Origin of the sequence: Corynebacterium silvaticum, assembly GCF_004382825.2 — a bacterium.
GTDB lineage: Bacteria > Actinomycetota > Actinomycetes > Mycobacteriales > Mycobacteriaceae > Corynebacterium > Corynebacterium silvaticum.
In genome coordinates this window covers 153,474-168,969 of sequence record NZ_SDQO02000003.1, presented here as the reverse complement: position 1 = coordinate 168,969, position 15,496 = coordinate 153,474, and the positions used below count along the sequence as shown (strand labels likewise).

Below are 15,496 nucleotides of genomic sequence, written 5' to 3'. Positions count from 1 at the left end.
TGGAGCACATGCCTACAACATCCGGAGACGGTTGGGTCGAGGGGCCCAATGGTACGCAGCTGTGGGGAAAATACGGCGCCGCAGGCCTCCTTCTTACTGCTGCACGCACTGAATCAGTATTGATGCAACACAGGGCGACGTGGACTAACCAAGGTGGCACCTGGGCGCTACCCGGCGGGGCGCGCGACCTCATTGAAACCGCGGAGGAAGCCGCCGCGCGCGAGGCATATGAAGAGACCGGAATCTCTTTTGACCACTATGTTTTTGTCCAGTCGATGGTGACTGCCGGGCCATATCATTCAGGTTGGACATACACTACGGTGCTGGCCTTGGCACAAGAGGAGCTGGATACGGTGGCTAATGCGGAGTCGGAAGAGCTGCGCTGGGTGCCTATATCTGAGGTGGATAAGCTCGATTTATTGCCTGCTTTTGCAGCTACGTGGACAAGCCTTAAACCTCGCGTTGAGAAGATGCTAAGAGAAATGTGACAGACTAGAGCGCATGATTGAAGTGCGCGGCTTAACCAAGCAATACGGGCAGGTGCGGGCGGTCGATGATCTGACCTTCACCGTTAAACCCGGCATCGTTACTGGATTCCTCGGCCCCAATGGCGCTGGCAAATCCACGACGATGCGTATGATCCTCGGCCTCGATTCCCCTACCTCGGGGACTGCGACCATCGACGGCATCGCTTATTCCAAGCTAAAAAAGCCGTTGACCAAGGTCGGCGCGCTTCTCGACGCCAAGGCCATCCACCCCAACAGGTCTGCCGCAAACCACCTCAAGTGGGTGGCCCAGTCCAACGGCCTCTCTACTAAGCGTGTCGACGAAGTCCTGGGGCTCGTTGGCCTTAGCAACGTCGCATCCAAAAAAGCTGGAAGCTTCTCATTAGGCATGAGCCAACGCCTGGGACTTGCCGGCGCTTTGCTGGGAGATCCCGAGATTCTTATTCTCGATGAGCCGGTCAACGGCCTCGACCCCGAGGGTATCCGGTGGGTCCGCGAGTTTTTGCGCTCGCTGGCTAACCAAGGCCGCACCATCTTGGTGAGCTCGCACCTGCTGTCCGAGATGTCCCAGACCGCCGATCACCTTGTGGTCATTGGCAAGGGAAAGCTCGTGGCGGACACATCCACGTATGAGTTCATTCGTGATAACTCCGCGTCCAGCGTGATAGTGAGGTCGCCGTATCTCAAGGAGCTGGCCGAGCTGCTTGGAGAATACGACATTGTCCCTGAGTGGGGTACCGATGAAGAAGACCGTGACTACCTCAGCATCGCTGGACGCAGCACCGATGAGATCGGCGCCATGGCCCACTCTGGTGGCGTTCCATTGTCGCAGCTTTCCCTCAAACGAGCATCGCTGGAAGACGCTTTTATGGAAATGACCAACGACGCCGTTCAGTATCACGCGCAGATAAAGGAGAATCACTAAATGTTCCTCAACTCAATCCGCGCTGAGTGGACCAAACTGCGCACCACCAAGGCGTTTTGGTGGACCACGGCCCTCTTTGCTTTCTTTGGCATTGGCTTTGCGGCCCTTAACTCCCGTGAGGTAGCGCCAGGTCCGCTGGCTATTCCTATCCTTAGCCCCGCGAGCACCGTGCTTGCGATACAGGCACTGGGCTTCCTCATCGTGACAATTCAAGCGATCATGGTGGTCACCGCGGAATACCGACACAATTATCAGTCGGTGACTTTCCTTGCCACTCCGAACCGCACACTAGTCGCGGTGAGCAAATGGCTGCTCTATGCCGTTATCGCCGCAGCTCTGACCTTTATCGTGGTTGTGCTGTGCTTCTACACGGCTAAATTTGTTGCGGGCTCTGAGGCTAGCAAGACCCTTAACGTGTGGAACAACGAGAACGCTCTACGCATCATGTGGGTCTTTCCCCTGATCTCGGCCCTCTTGGTCACCTTCTCCCATGGCGTGGCGTATCTGCTCAGGCAGACTGCGGGTGCCACCACGTTGATGCTGATCTGGGTGCTCGCGCTGGAGACCCTGCTTGGCTTCCTCCCCAAGGTCGGAACGTGGATCGTTAAGTATGGCCCGATGAATAACATGAACGCGTTCCTAGGAAAAGCAGCGATCAAAGATGTCCCGTGGGGTTATGAGGGAAGCGGCGCATACTTTGCCGCGTGGGCCTGTGCGCTTCTGGTGGTGGGCATCATCGTGCTCAACAAGCGTGATGCCTAACCCGCACTTATTGCAGCGCCGAGGTTAAACGCATGATGTTATCCACATATCTGCGGATTAATCCGCGCTTGTTCCATTCCTCAAGCGTGAGTTCTACGGAATTTTTCTTATAGTCATTCGCCAGCTGATCTAGCTGGCGAATCATGTTTCCACGGGCCATCATCAAAGAGACCTCGTAATTTAAGCCAAAGCTGCGCATATCCATGTTGGAAGAGCCGATGACTCCCACCGAGAGGGTGTCATCGAGCTGGGGATCAGCAATCAAGAACTTGGAATGCAGCACTGCCGGCTTGCGGTAGCGGTAGATGTGAACCCCGGCTTCCAAGAGCGCTTGATAGTAGCTGGATTGCGCATGGTCGACCATAAACTGGTCGGCTTGCTCGCTGACCAGCAACTCAACCGTGACCCCGCGATAGCATGCCGACGTCACCGCTTCAAGCATGGACTCATCGGGAATAAAATAGGGGCTACACATGACCAGGCGATGCTTGGCGTGGTGAATGATCTGATTGAACAGACGCAAGTTGGGCTCGGTGCTATACCCGGGGCCAGAAGGCACCAGCTGCAGAAGGCTCACATCAGTTTCATCCTGGTCAGGGATTTCTGGGTTCACCATGTGGTCGTCGATGGGCGGGAGATCGTCGGCTTCCTGGAACCAGTCCACTGCAAAAACCATGTTCATAGACGCGACGACTGGGCCCGAGAGCTCGACCATAACGTCTACCCAGCGCCGTCCGCTGGCGTGGTTTTTCTTGTTTAAGTAGCCCGCTTCGATCATGTTTTGTGAGCCGATGAAGCCATGCTCGCCGTCGATAATGAGCATCTTGCGGTGATTGCGCAGGTCCGGGCGGCGGAAACGCCAGCGGAAAGGCTGCAGCGGCAACATGATTCGCCACTGCACACCTATCTCCGAGAGGCGCTTTCCCAGCTTCAAATACCCTGGGTACTTCCAGCTTCCCACCTGGTCAAACAGGAGACGCACTTTCACCCCGCGCTGCACTGCGCGGGCGAGCGACTGGAAGAAAACATCGGTGGTGTTATCCCATGCCATGATGTAGATCTGCACATGAACATATTTTTGTGCTTGATCCACGGCATCAGCCATGGTCTGAATGGATGCCTCATAGTCGGAATGCACACCGAGGTTATAGCCCGTAGTGGCAGGCAGCGATGTGAGTCGCCGGTTCATCTTAATCATGGAGACGAGCTCGTCCCCGATTGCTGAACCCTCGGGGTAATCAGGCACCTTGGCCTGAACATTCTCAATGTCCTTGTTCGCCTTACGCTGCAGGTCGTGTCGCCTCTTGTTGATGTAGGGGCTGCCCATGGTCAAAAACAAGGGCAGGCCCAGGAAAGGAATCAACAAAATGGCGAGGAGCCATGCGGTAGAGGAGCTCGGGCGGCGACCTTCTGGCACAAAGCCAATGGCAATGAGCTTGATGGAGTAATCAATAATCAGGCCTACGGTCTGCCACGTGCTCAGGTCGATCTGCCAGCTCATATCGAATAATCCACGATAACCGGAGCGTGATCGGAGGCACCTTTACCCGAACGCTCGTCGACGTCGATAAAGCTTTTCTCTACGATCAGATCCGGTGTGGCGAGCTGGAAGTCGATAAGCATTCCCTGGTTTTTTAGGAATCTGCCCGCCTGATAATCCCAATAACTAAAGCCTTCCAACGGGGAGGCGATGTACAGGCCGGAGGAGGTCAAAGACTCAAAGGCCTGGCGCTCTGGTTCAGTGACATGGGTTTTGCCCTCAAAGAAGGACATGTCCCAGACATCCTGGTCACGGGGCGCAATATTGAAGTCGCCCAGAAACACCGTGGGCTCTGTGACGTCCTGCGCGTGGATCTGCAACGCAAAGAGCCACCGCAGCTTGTAGTCATAATGCGGATCCGCAATCTCGCGGCCGTTAGGGACATAGAGACTCCACACGCGAACGCCTCCGCAGAGGGCGCCGATCGCGCGAGCTTCCAGCGCCTGGTCTTTCTGCGGGTCTTTATGAAAGCCCGGCTGACCTGGGAAGTGGGTCTGAACATCCTCAAGACCCACTCGAGAAATAATGGCAACGCCGTTCCACTGGTTGAGCCCATAGTGGGCTACCTGGTAGCCGATGTCATGGAAGCGCTCATAGGGGAACTGGTCATCCTTGCATTTGGTCTCCTGAACCGCGAGGACATCCACGTTATGGCGCTGCAAAAAATCGACCATCCGGTCTACTCGGGTGCGAGCGGAATTCACGTTCCAGTTGACAATGCGCATGGATTAAAGATTAGCCGCTTCCGCGTATCGATGCCGGTGATGCTCAACAAAACCGAGTTTCTCGTAGAGCCCAATGCCAGCAGCATTGGCGGCGATCACTTGGAGGTAGGCCCGTGTAGCGCCCTCCCGGGCACCCCAGTGCAGCATATGCTTGCCCAGCTCGGTGCCTAGGCCGCGGCGTCGATACGCTTGCGCCACCTCGACGGCTGAGTATCCGAGGTAATCATCGGTGATGGTGCCACGGGTAATAGCGACGGTTTCTCCTTCGGGGGTAATCAACCGGCCAAAACCCATCGTCCCGTCGATTTCCCCACGGAGCAGATCGAGCGCGTGCTCAGGGAGCGGTTCGCCACGGAAATTATAGAGCGACAACCAATCCTGATCCGGCTGGTCGTCGACGCGAAACTCCCAGTCAGACGTGGTAGCGGGGAGATTATCCAGGTCGCGCGTCATCACGATGATCTCGGGGCCTAAAGTCCACCCGGGCTGCGCCACGAGCTTTTCCGCCATCGCGCCGATGCGCTCAGGGATAAGGACACGCGTGGGCAGATTATGCCGCCTATAAAACGCATGGATTTCTTCCAGTGGGATAGGGGTAAACATGGCGGTGTGCCCTAGCGGGGCCGCGCTGTTAGAACGCTCGGTGATGCCGTCGCCAGAGCGCATGAGCCACTGACCACACCACGTGTGCTCGATACCGGGGAAGGCTTTGGCCGTGGCGGTCTCGATTGCGCGAATATCCGAATTCCGGACAGTGCGCGGGCTCAGCTTTTTCATGATGATGATGTCCGCGCGCGGGATAGACAACGCCGGAACCTCAGACGGAAAACCGCCTACTTTTTGTGGCCGCACCACGAGGGTTTCCTCGTCGATGCTGAGCACGTGACCAATAATGTCGTTAGCTTTACGACGCACCACGATGCGATCACCTGGGGCCACTGCGTCAGAACGGAAAATCCGTGACATCCCGGCTTATTCCTCGGTGTCCCAGCCGAAGGGATCTTCATCTTCACCCGGCATCCAGGTAAGCCCAGCTTCCGTCCAGCCATTGCGCTTAATGGCCTTCTTGGCCTGGCGCTTATAACGACCGACCAGGGTATCTGTATAGAGGAACCCGTCTAGGTGACCGACCTCGTGCTGGAAGCATCGAGCAAGGAAGCCTGTTCCCTCATAAGACACGGGGTTGCCGTGCTCGTCCAGTCCTGTGACCTTGGCCCAGGTGGCGCGGCCTGTGGGGAAGCCCTCGCCGGGGACAGAGAGGCAGCCTTCATCGTCGGTGCCGTCGTCGGAAGGCATCGTCTGCGGGATCTCCGTGGTTTCCAGAACCGGATTGATCACGCATCCGCGATGCATATGGCCCTCATCATCGGGGCAATCGAAGACGAAAAGGCGCTTGCCCACGCCGATTTGGTTCGCGGCTAAACCGACGCCATGGGCGACCGCCATGGTCTCGTACATGTCTGCGATGAGCTCTTGTAACTCGGGGGAACTAATCGGCTCGGTGACCTCGGCCGTGGGATTATGTAAAACGGGATCGCCGTGGATCACGATGGGTCGAACTGTCATGCCCTACAGTGTAGGCATGTCTGATGCCAATAACCTTACTCGACTGGAAAAACAGTTGGCATTGTTAGCTTTTGAAGATCGCGCGCCTCGCAGCCTGGGGGCAAAGGAAGAGGCAATTCGGGAAGAACTGGGAATATCTCCCGTGAGATACTTCCAATCCCTCAACCGAGCCATTGATGTTCCCGAAGTGATGTCCGAGTATCCGGTGCTCACGGCGCGTCTGCGCAGGATCCGGGATCAAAGAGCCGATCGTCGGGCGCAAGCACAAAAACGATAGAATAGCTCAGGTGACTACAGAACCCTCCCCAAACAACGAACAACGCCTTCCGCTGCGCGGTATGGCCATGATCCTTATTGCCGTCGCTGTGCTCCTCGCGGCGTGGGGCGTGTACTCGATGACCCGCGAAAAGGCATCAGACACCACCGTCACCGCTGAGAGCACCACGACTCAGATGCCACGGCCGCAACAGCCAACCACCACCACAGCGGCACAGCCACCGCAGACAGTGCAACAAACAACAGCGGCTCCGGCCCCACATGCTGAAGTGAAGAAGGTTCACGTTCTTAACAACTCCACTATTCAGGGTCTTGCTGCTGGGGTAGCGGACAAGCTGAAGCACGAGGGGTGGGATTTAGGCGAGGTAGGTAACTTCCCGGATGGTGCGGTGCCCCAAAATACTGTTTACTTCACCCCAGAAAATGCTGCTGCGGAGCATGCTGCGCGTAAACTAGCAGAACGCGTCGGCGGAGTAGCAGTGCCGCGGGCAGAGAATCTGCCTGGCGGAACTGAGGATCCCAATACTGTGGTCCTCGTGCTGGCCGAGGAAGTCAACTAGCTTTGAAAGGTGGCCTACCATGGCCGAAAACTTCAATGCCTCACCTCGTCCGACTCTAGGAGTTGAATGGGAAGTGGCCCTCGCTGACCCGCAGACGAGAGATCTGGTTCCCCGCGCAGCCGAGGTGATTGACCTTGTGGCTTCCAGATATCCCGAGGTGCATCTGGCGAAGGAGTTCTTGGCCAACACGGTTGAGCTGGTTACCTCCGTGTGCGAGACCACCCCGCAGGCCGTGGAGGAATTGGGCGTTGCGCTTTCGGCAGTGCGCGAGGTAGCGGAGGAACTCGGCCTTAAAATCTGGGGTTCCGGTTCACATCCGTTTTCCGACTTCCGTCAACAGCCGGTGAGCGAAAAAGGCCACTACAACGAGATCATCGCGCGCACCCAGTACTGGGGAAACCAGATGCTGATCTGGGGTATCCATGTGCATGTGGGTATATCGAGCAAAGATCGTGTCTGGCCGATCATCAACGCAATGCTCACCATGTATCCGCATCTGCTGGCGTTAACGGCCTCTTCGCCCGGGTGGGACGGATTAGACACCGGCTATGCCTCTAATCGGACGATGCTGTACCAGCAGCTTCCTACCGCCGGTCTGCCTTATCAATTCCGCGATTGGGCGGAATGGGAATCCTATATGGAAGACCAGGGTAAGTCTGGGGTGATCAACCACACCGGCTCGATGCACTTTGACATCCGGCCGGCAGGCAAGTGGGGCACGATCGAAGTGCGCATTTGCGACGCCACCAGTAACCTCACCGAGCTTTCCGCCGCCGTAGCCCTTACCCACTGCCTGGTGGTCTATTTTGATCGGATGCTGGACCGGGGAGAGGAACTGCCAATTCTGCAGGATTGGCATATCGCGGAGAACAAATGGCGCGCTGCCCGCTACGGCATGGATGCGATCATCATTACGTCACGGGACACAGAGGAACGGCTTGTGACCGATGAACTGCGCCGGTGGGTTGGAGTGCTCACCCCCATAGCCCAAGAGCTAGGGTGTGAGAAAGAGCTGCACCGCGTTTTCAGCGTTTGTCATCGCGGCGCAGGCTATCAGCGTCAGCGAGCGATCTATGAGGCTACTGGCTCATGGGAATCGGTTGTGGATTCCACCATCGCAGAGATGGACGCTATGATTCCATAGCCCACGATGACCAGGATCCCCGCCCCGCAGAAGAGTAGGTTGCCCAGGTCCTGGGGGTGCTCGTTACGCTTGAAAAACGCCATGTCGCTCCAGATGATCGAGCTGACCTGCGGGGCCGTGACCAGCACGACGATGCCAGTAGCTACGAGTGCGCCGGCCTGGTTGAGCAACCATCCGGCCCACCCTAGTGAGCGTTTGGCATTGAACTCGTTGATTGCATCATCAACAGCGAGGTAGATGCAGACCACAACAGGAACCATCCAGACCCAGTGGTGGTACCAGCTAAAGGGGGACACCAGGCATGCCGTGATGCCGCCCATCGCCATCGCCATGGGCATGTTATCGCGCTTAATGGCCAGCCTGATCGAGTAGGCAGCCAGCGCAATCACCACGATAATTGCCAGTATCCATAGCAGTCCTCCCTGAATACCAAGGACACGATCCATGACGGAGCGCAGCGATTGGGCACCAGCGTTGGTATGGACTCCAACGCGGGAAGAATCTGAGATGGCAGAGGCCCAGAACTTAGTGGCGTCTGGGACTACGATCTGACCGACGAGTACGGTGGCCCCGAACGTCGCGGCAGAAAGAAACACAGCACCCCAGTGGCGTTCTAGAAGGAACACAAAGCCAAAGAACGCAGGAGTCAGCTTTAGCCCTGCTGCTAGTCCTACTCCGATGCCGGCAAAGCGACGGTTATTAGGGAGGAAGTCCAACGCGACGAGCAGCATCAGAATCAGGTTGATCTGCCCGTAGAAGAAGCCACCGCGGATGGCCTCGAGCCCCAGCGAAGCGACGGCCAATCCCACAGCCACGAATGCGGTGGTCACGGTGACGCGGCGCTCGCCGCGAGCCAAGATAAGCAGAATCACCCCGATGAGCGCCAGAAAATTGGCGCTTTGCCAGATTACGGTGAGCCAGTCGTCGCTAAAAAGCGCAAGGTATTTAAAAAGGGCACCGGAAAATGGTGGATAAGTAAACGGCAGATCCCATACAAAAGAGTCACTGTAGAGCTTCCCGCCGGATTGCAGGTGTCTCCCCGCAAGGGTGTACACGTGCAGGTCCACAGGCATCCATTGGGTGAGCTTGTGTTTTTTGAGGATTGAATCCTCTTGCAACAGATCCCAGGGGATGAAGAAGGCCAAAATCACAAGGATTGTGGGGGCTCCTCTGAGGTTGCGTGCCTTCATGCTGTCCTCCTGCTCAGCGGCTACTTTCCATCGCGAACTTTATCACGGTGTACGGTGCAGGTGTCGTCGTAAAGGCCTTCCCTGCGCGCAATGCGGCCCACCCTTTGTCCCGTAACCGGGGACGTAATGAGCGCAAAGAGCACGAGAAGGACCAGAACGCCGAGGTCACCAGTGGAAGAGTCCGTTCCCATCACCCGAATAATCGCACCAATGATGGTAAGAATCAGGCCCACAGCCTGCGGTTTAGTAATCGCGTGTACCCGCGCCAGGGGGGATCGGAACCTGATGAGCCCGATGGATGCGGAGAGAACAAAGAAAGCGCCCGCGAGAAGGAACACCAAGGAGGCGACATCTGCGACGATATGGGACGGCATTAGTCATCCTTCTTTCTAAAACGAGTGATAGCCACCGTGGAGATGAATCCCAAAAGTGCGATCACGAGCATCGCATTAGACACGGTGGTGTCTAAGCTCCAGCAGATATAAGCAGCCAGCGCGCATTGCAGCATGGCGACCACGCCGTCGAGACCCAACAGGCGGTCAATGGAGTTGGGGCCGGCGATGATCCGGTAGGACGTAAGGATGAACGATAGGGCGAAAATGCACGCTACGAAGAACAGCACGAGGTTGTAGACGTCTTGGTTCATGCGTTGTTCCTTTCAAACGCCCGCTTGAGTCGCTGCTCGTATTGTTCGATGGCTGCGATTTCCGCATCGACCTTGTCCGTAGAACTTGCGTCCAAGATATGAACAGTCCAGAGGCGGTTTGCCACATCAATATCCGTGACTGTTCCACCCGGTTGCAGGTTATACAGGGTGGTAGCAAGGTTGAGTACGAGCTCACTATCGACGCGCATCGGAACCGTCACAATCGCAGACCTCGGCGGCTCGGCCCTCCTTATGGAAAGCCAGGCTACGCGAACGGAACCGCTAAACAGATATAAAGTCCAGCGGGAAATAAGTTCGAGAAAGGGAAGAATGTTGATGGTGAGTCCCTCCACGGGCAGCGAGGGAAGCGGCAACGCGATACTCACGATGAGGCCCACGAGGAGACCTGCGACGAGGTTCCCCACGGATAGCTCTCCCATGAGCATCACCCACATCACTGTGGCTACCAAGACAAAGAGGGGCCGGAATCGACGTCGGGCGCCTGCGATCATTGTTGTGCTCCTCTCGTGTCCTTGCCTTCGTCGAGACGCTCTTGCTCTAGGGTTCTCCCCGGCTCTTTCCGTGCGGTACCGAGCACTGCTGTGCGGTAGATACTGGTATCTTGCGCAGACTCAGCGGCACGGGAGGTCACGTTGCTCACCGGGCCGGCGACGAGGCTCAGTCCCAGGGACACAGACACCAACGTGGCAGTGGACATGAGCATTCCTGCTGGAATCCGGCCGACGTCGTTTCGCTCAGAAAAATCGATCTTGTCTGTGACATCAGAGAGCAAAGCCGGTCGGGCATAGGCAGTTCCCCCGTCGGGTGCATCTTTGCGATCGCGCCAGAACGCTTTAGACCACACCAAAACCATGGTGTAAAGGGTGAGCAGGCTGGTCACAATTGCGCCGCCGATGAGCAGCCAGGGGAGTGGGCCGCCCTCGTTAGCGCCTGCCTCCACGAGGATTACCTTGCCCAGGAATCCGGAAAAAGGTGGTATTCCGCCCAGGTTGAGTGCCGGGATGATGTAGAGGACGGCAAGGATGGGCGTGGCTTTGGCCAGGGAGCCCAGTTGGCGCAATGAGGAGGAACCGGCTTGGCGCTCGATTAGTCCGACCACCAAGAAGAGTGCGGTCTGAACCAAAATATGGTGCACAGCATAGAAGATTGCCCCAGAAAGGCCCTGCTCTGTTCCTAATCCCACGCCCATGATCATGTAGCCGATATGGCTGACCAGGGTGAAACTGAGGAGTCGTTTGATGTCATTCTGCGCCATCGCGCCCAAGATGCCCACCAGCATGGTGGCCAACCCGACCCACATCAATAACGTATCCAAAGACCCCGACGTGAAAACCGCAGAACGCATTCGGATGATCGAATACACGCCGACCTTGGTAAGCAGACCCGCGAAGACGGCCGTGACCAGCGAGGGCGCGGTGGGATAGGAGTCCGGCAACCAAGAATCAAGCGGGAATACTGCGGCCTTGATGCCAAAGGCGATGAGGAGCACCGCAAAGATCGCGGTTTGGGTGCCGCTGGGCACCGACTCCATGCGCTCCGAAATATGCGCCATATTAAGCGTGCCGACGGACGCATACACCAACGCAAGCCCGATAAGGAACACAAGCGAACTCAGCATGGAGACCATGACATAACCCACGCCTGCGCGCACGCGTGCAGGAGAAGCCCCCAAGGTCAGAAGCACATAAGACGCGACGAGGAAGACCTCGAAGCCGACGTAGAGGTTAAAGAGGTCTCCGGCGAGAAACGACATGTTTACGCCCATGCTGAGCAGAAGATACGTGGGCAAGAAGACCGCCACTGGCTCGTCTTCCTCCCCGTCGCGAACTCCCTGGCCAATCGCGTACCACATCACGCAGAACAACACGATGGAAGAAACCATCAGCATCAGGGTAGAAAGACGATCCGCCACGAGGGTAATGCCCACGGGCCCATCCCAACCACCGATCTGAATGGTCTGAATCCCTTCCTGGTCCACCACAAACAGCATGGTGACAGCCAAAGAGATGAGTGCAAAGAGGGTAAGAGCCGCGACTATACGCTGGACACGCAGATGCTTCGCTGCTGCTAATGCTATGCCTGCACCCACAGCAGGAATCACGATGGGAAGCGGGAGAAGAACTGGCATCGCGTCAAGGAGGCTTTGGAAAGGAATCACTGGTCCTCCTGGGAATCGGTCAATGGTGCCTCGAAACAACGGGGGCCGAATTCGTCGCCAAGCTTGGTGATGCGCCCGGTCGCGGGGTCGTCGGAAAGATCATGGTCGGGTGCCGCTGAAGGAAGCGGTGGACGAGCCGCCACTGCTGCATCCTCCACGTCGTCTTCCACCACGTCCTGAGTACGGTAACGATACTGCCGATACGCAAGCGTAAGGATGAACGCAGTAAGCGCCATGGAGATCACGATTGCTGTAAGAATCATGGCCTGGGCCAACGGATCCGCGACCGTATCACCATAGAGGACAGATTCTCGTCCCTTGATCGGCGGCGAACCCGGCGCGCCACCAGCCATGAGCACGAGGATGTTAACGCCGTTGCCCATAAGCAACAGCCCCATCATCATCTTGGTCATAGCCCTGTCCAACACCAGATACGCACCGGCTGACACAAGCACGCCTGCGGCAAGGAGTAATGAGAGATTGACCAGCATTTACTTCTCCTTTCCTACGCGAGCCTTGAGCTTTTTCACTCGTTCCCGTGCGCGCTGTTTACGCAATTCCTCATCCAGATCGAGTTGGCTGCCCAAAGATGTGAGGATGTGCAACACCAATCCGATAACTATTAGGTAGACGCCGGTGTCGAAAAGCAAAGCGCTGACCACATGTATGTCCCCGATGCCTGGAATATGCAGATCCCACGCATAGGACGTCAGCGGTGGCGCGCCGAGGAAGACTGGCCAGATAACGGCAGCAGCGGTAAGCAACACGCCGACTCCCAAGACGCGGGAAGGGTCGATGGGGAAAGTCTGCTCCAATTCCTCGCGGCCGCCCGCAAGGTAACGCAAAGCAAGCGCGAGGGCTGCGACAAGCCCGCCCGCGAATCCGCCGCCAGGAGCATTATGGCCTGCGAAGAAGAAATAGACGGAAAGCACCATCATGATGGGGAACAACAGTCGGGTGGACACATCGACCATCAAAGAGCGGTTACGCGCTGCCTCTGAGGAAAGCCAGCCGCCAGAATCATGCAACGTGGGACGGCGCGAATCTCGCTGGAAGCTTTTGGTGCGATAGATCAGGGAGGAAACACCAATCGCCGCGATGATAAGGACAGTACTTTCGCCGAAGGTATCCCAGGCACGAATGTCCACCAGCAACACGTTGACGGCATTCGCCCCATGGCCGATGTCCTTGGCCAAATCGGGGATAACAGCGCTTACGGGGGCTTCCGTGCGAGCGTTGATGGCAAACACAGTGAGGATGACGGCGGTGAAACCTACTGCTGCAGCAAGCCACGCGCGTAGCCGATTAGCGCGATGGGAAGGCTGCCACTGGGTGCGCGCCGGGAAACGGCGAAGAACCAGCATGAACACCACCACCGTGATGGTTTCCACCAGCATCTGAGTAAGAGCAAGATCGGGTGCGCCGTGCAGCGCAAAAATCATGGCCGCGCCGTACCCAGTCATCCCCACCATAATCAGAGCAGAGAGCCGATTGGATTGGACAGCTGCGCCAATAGCCATCACGATCATGATTCCGGCGATGATCGCTTGTAGCGGCGTATCCCAGAGGATCATGTGGACGTCGCTACGCTCCCCGCCCAGCAGCGCGATGAGCGGGACAAGGACAAGGACCGCAAAGATAGAACCCGAGTTAATAACGAGCGAACCTCGCTGGGTGGAGGCAGTTAAACGCAGCGAGGACGTCCGGAGAAGATCCAAGACGCGGTCATATGCCGCGCTAGCGTTGCCCAGGGCCGGCTCGGTGAAATGCAACTTGGCTATCGACGCACGCTGCCAGTGCATAATCGCTCCGATTCCCACGATTGCGGCGCTCAACGCGAGCGGAAGATTAAACCCGTGCCACAGCGCCAGGTGTGCTTCCTCACCGAAAACCGAGGTTGTGTGGGCGCTGAGAAGAGTGCCCAACAGCTGGGGGCTTGCTCCAGTGAGTACCGTCAGCACCATTAATATTGTTGGGGGAATCCATAGCAGCGGGCCGATAGGGTGCATCGTGAGCACAGGTTCGGAGACCTGACCGCCCTTAGTGGAGAACGCCCCGAAGAGAAACCGCAGGCTGTACGCCATAGTGAGAATCGAACCTGCCACTATCCCCACGAGCGTTACCTGCCCTGGCAACCCCACAAGAGCATGCTCATGCAGCACAGCCTCAAGGGCCGCCTCTTTAGCCACAAAACCAAACAACGGAGGAATGCCCGCCATCGACGCAGCAGCGAGCGTGGCGACGCCCATCAAGATCGGTTGCTTGCGCCCCAACCCGTAGAGCTTGCGTATATCTCGGGTCCCCGTCGTATGGTCAATCGCCCCTACGACCATAAAAAGCGTCGCTTTAAACATGGAGTGCGCAAACGTTAACGCAAGGCCCGCCACCATAGCCGCATGCGAACCAATCCCCACGAGCACAGTGATAAAGCCCAGCTGACTGACGGTGCCATACGCCAAAATCAACTTAAGATCTGTTTGCCGTAAGGACATCCAGCCGCCCAAAAGCATAGTGAAAATCCCTAGAGCGATCACCACCAAATACCAGACACGCGAGAACGCAAAGTCAGGAGCCAACCGAGCAACAAGATAAATTCCCGCTTTGACCATCGCCGCAGAATGCAGATAGGCAGACACCGGGGTCGGCGCAGCCATCGCCCCAGGCAACCAAAAGTGCGTTGGGGCGATGGCTGACTTGGATAACGCGCCTGCCAGGATGAGCACTACGGCATAAGAAATATGATGGGTTCCCTCCAAACTGGCGTTGGCAAGGCCGGACAACTCCCATATGCCCGTCTGCCGACCCAGCAAGATAATGCCCACGAGCATTGACAATCCGCCCAAAGTGGTGATCATCAGCGCCTGTATCGCAGCATGGCGTGACGACGCTCGCTCGCCGTAGTAGCCCACCAACAAGAAGCTGAGCACCGAGGTAATCTCCCAGAAAACATAGAGCAGCAGCATGTTATCGGAGATCACGAGCCCGTACATGGCCATCGCAAAGCCAGATAGCTGCCCCGCAAAGGGCCGTAACCGGCGAGGAACGGAATCAAAGTAATTCCAGCAATACAGCAAGACCAAGCCACCGATGCCCAAGATGACCAAGCTAAACAGTGCGGAAAGCGAATCGAGCCGGAATGTCAGATCTAAATGCGCGCTGCTCATCCACCCGTAATGCGCGGTGAGGGCTTTGCCCGAAGAAAAATCACCGTTGACCAACTTGCCAAGAATCCACACAAACCCGGCGAAGGGCGTAATGGAAAGAAGACCGAACGCCGGTCTTCCGCAAGTCTTAACTGCAATTGGGGCGACGGTGGCAGTCACCGCGAGAGCTAACAGCAATACGAGCACAGGGCGAAATAATCCTTTGGCTGTCGTGGACGTACAAGGCGAAGTGAAAGTGCGCGCAATGTAGTAACGCAGCCGGACTGGTATTGAGGTGTAGTTTTTGCGTCATGCATCGGCGCAGCTCACTCTC

At 57.0% G+C, this 15,496-nt stretch carries 17 protein-coding genes; 6 read left to right on the top strand and 11 right to left on the bottom strand.

Annotated elements, in window-relative coordinates; translation table 11 throughout:
* Positions 1-8 precede the first annotated feature (8 nt).
* The 3 genes from ET810_RS08885 to ET810_RS08875 are packed head-to-tail and all read left to right on the top strand — an operon-like array spanning position 9 to position 2,193.
* A complete protein-coding gene (locus ET810_RS08885) occupies positions 9-488 on the top strand; it encodes an NUDIX domain-containing protein (RefSeq protein WP_166741042.1) in 480 nt (159 codons plus the stop codon).
* 13 nt (positions 489-501) lie between these two features.
* Positions 502-1,431, top strand: coding sequence for an ABC transporter ATP-binding protein (locus tag ET810_RS08880; protein WP_087454580.1), 930 nt, complete (start codon positions 502-504; stop codon positions 1,429-1,431).
* Complete coding sequence (locus ET810_RS08875) at positions 1,432-2,193, top strand: multidrug ABC transporter permease (RefSeq protein WP_087454579.1); 762 nt, start codon at positions 1,432-1,434, stop codon at positions 2,191-2,193.
* Positions 2,194-2,200: 7 nt separating this feature from the next.
* Here the strand turns inward: ET810_RS08875 and cls are convergent, their stop codons facing one another.
* From cls to ET810_RS08855, 4 genes are read right to left on the bottom strand one after another with little or no spacing between them, the layout of a single operon-like run.
* A complete protein-coding gene (gene cls / locus ET810_RS08870) occupies positions 2,201-3,694 on the bottom strand; it encodes a cardiolipin synthase (RefSeq protein WP_134317674.1) in 1,494 nt (497 codons plus the stop codon).
* A complete protein-coding gene (locus tag ET810_RS08865) occupies positions 3,691-4,458 on the bottom strand; it encodes an exodeoxyribonuclease III (protein WP_087454577.1) in 768 nt (255 codons plus the stop codon). Before ET810_RS08865 ends, cls begins: the two co-directional genes overlap by 4 nt.
* 3 nt (positions 4,459-4,461) lie before the next feature.
* A complete protein-coding gene (locus tag ET810_RS08860; protein ID WP_087454576.1) occupies positions 4,462-5,424 on the bottom strand; it encodes an N-acetylglutamate synthase, CG3035 family in 963 nt (320 codons plus the stop codon).
* Between the two features lie 6 nt (positions 5,425-5,430).
* Positions 5,431-6,024 carry a peptide deformylase gene (locus ET810_RS08855; protein ID WP_087454575.1) on the bottom strand — a complete coding sequence of 198 codons (594 nt, stop codon included), beginning with the start codon at positions 6,022-6,024 and terminating at the stop codon, positions 5,431-5,433.
* Between ET810_RS08855 and ET810_RS08850 the strand changes: the two genes are divergently transcribed.
* The 3 genes from ET810_RS08850 to ET810_RS08840 are packed head-to-tail and all read left to right on the top strand — an operon-like array spanning position 6,023 to position 8,004.
* On the top strand, positions 6,023-6,301 hold the full coding sequence (locus tag ET810_RS08850; RefSeq protein WP_087454574.1) for a DUF3263 domain-containing protein: 279 nt from the start codon (positions 6,023-6,025) through the stop codon (positions 6,299-6,301). The two genes, ET810_RS08855 and ET810_RS08850, sit on opposite strands and share 2 nt — an antisense overlap.
* 10 nt (positions 6,302-6,311) lie before the next feature.
* The gene (locus tag ET810_RS08845) at positions 6,312-6,860 is read left to right on the top strand and encodes a LytR C-terminal domain-containing protein (RefSeq protein ID WP_087454573.1); all 549 of its coding nucleotides are present in this window, start codon (positions 6,312-6,314) and stop codon (positions 6,858-6,860) included.
* Positions 6,861-6,879: 19 nt separating this feature from the next.
* Complete coding sequence (locus ET810_RS08840) at positions 6,880-8,004, top strand: glutamate--cysteine ligase (RefSeq protein WP_134316198.1); 1,125 nt, start codon at positions 6,880-6,882, stop codon at positions 8,002-8,004.
* Here the strand turns inward: ET810_RS08840 and ET810_RS08835 are convergent.
* From ET810_RS08835 to ET810_RS08805, 7 genes are read right to left on the bottom strand one after another with little or no spacing between them, the layout of a single operon-like run.
* Entirely contained in the window at positions 7,932-9,194 is a 1,263-nt protein-coding gene (locus ET810_RS08835; protein ID WP_087454571.1) for a glycosyltransferase 87 family protein, read from the bottom strand. The genes ET810_RS08840 and ET810_RS08835 overlap by 73 nt on opposite strands.
* Positions 9,195-9,214: 20 nt before the next feature.
* A complete protein-coding gene (locus tag ET810_RS08830; RefSeq protein WP_087454570.1) occupies positions 9,215-9,568 on the bottom strand; it encodes a monovalent cation/H(+) antiporter subunit G in 354 nt (117 codons plus the stop codon).
* On the bottom strand, positions 9,568-9,840 hold the full coding sequence (locus ET810_RS08825) for a monovalent cation/H+ antiporter complex subunit F (protein WP_023636346.1): 273 nt from the start codon (positions 9,838-9,840) through the stop codon (positions 9,568-9,570). Before ET810_RS08825 ends, ET810_RS08830 begins: the two co-directional genes overlap by 1 nt.
* The gene (locus ET810_RS08820) at positions 9,837-10,352 is read right to left on the bottom strand and encodes a Na+/H+ antiporter subunit E (protein ID WP_134316197.1); all 516 of its coding nucleotides are present in this window, start codon (positions 10,350-10,352) and stop codon (positions 9,837-9,839) included. Before ET810_RS08820 ends, ET810_RS08825 begins: the two co-directional genes overlap by 4 nt.
* Entirely contained in the window at positions 10,349-12,019 is a 1,671-nt protein-coding gene (locus ET810_RS08815; protein WP_166741041.1) for a Na+/H+ antiporter subunit D, read from the bottom strand. Before ET810_RS08815 ends, ET810_RS08820 begins: the two co-directional genes overlap by 4 nt.
* Complete coding sequence (locus tag ET810_RS08810; RefSeq protein WP_087454568.1) at positions 12,016-12,510, bottom strand: Na(+)/H(+) antiporter subunit C; 495 nt, start codon at positions 12,508-12,510, stop codon at positions 12,016-12,018. The genes ET810_RS08815 and ET810_RS08810 overlap by 4 nt, the downstream gene beginning before the upstream one ends.
* Complete coding sequence (locus ET810_RS08805) at positions 12,511-15,369, bottom strand: Na+/H+ antiporter subunit A (protein WP_134316196.1); 2,859 nt, start codon at positions 15,367-15,369, stop codon at positions 12,511-12,513.
* Between the last annotated feature and the right edge of the window lie 127 nt (positions 15,370-15,496).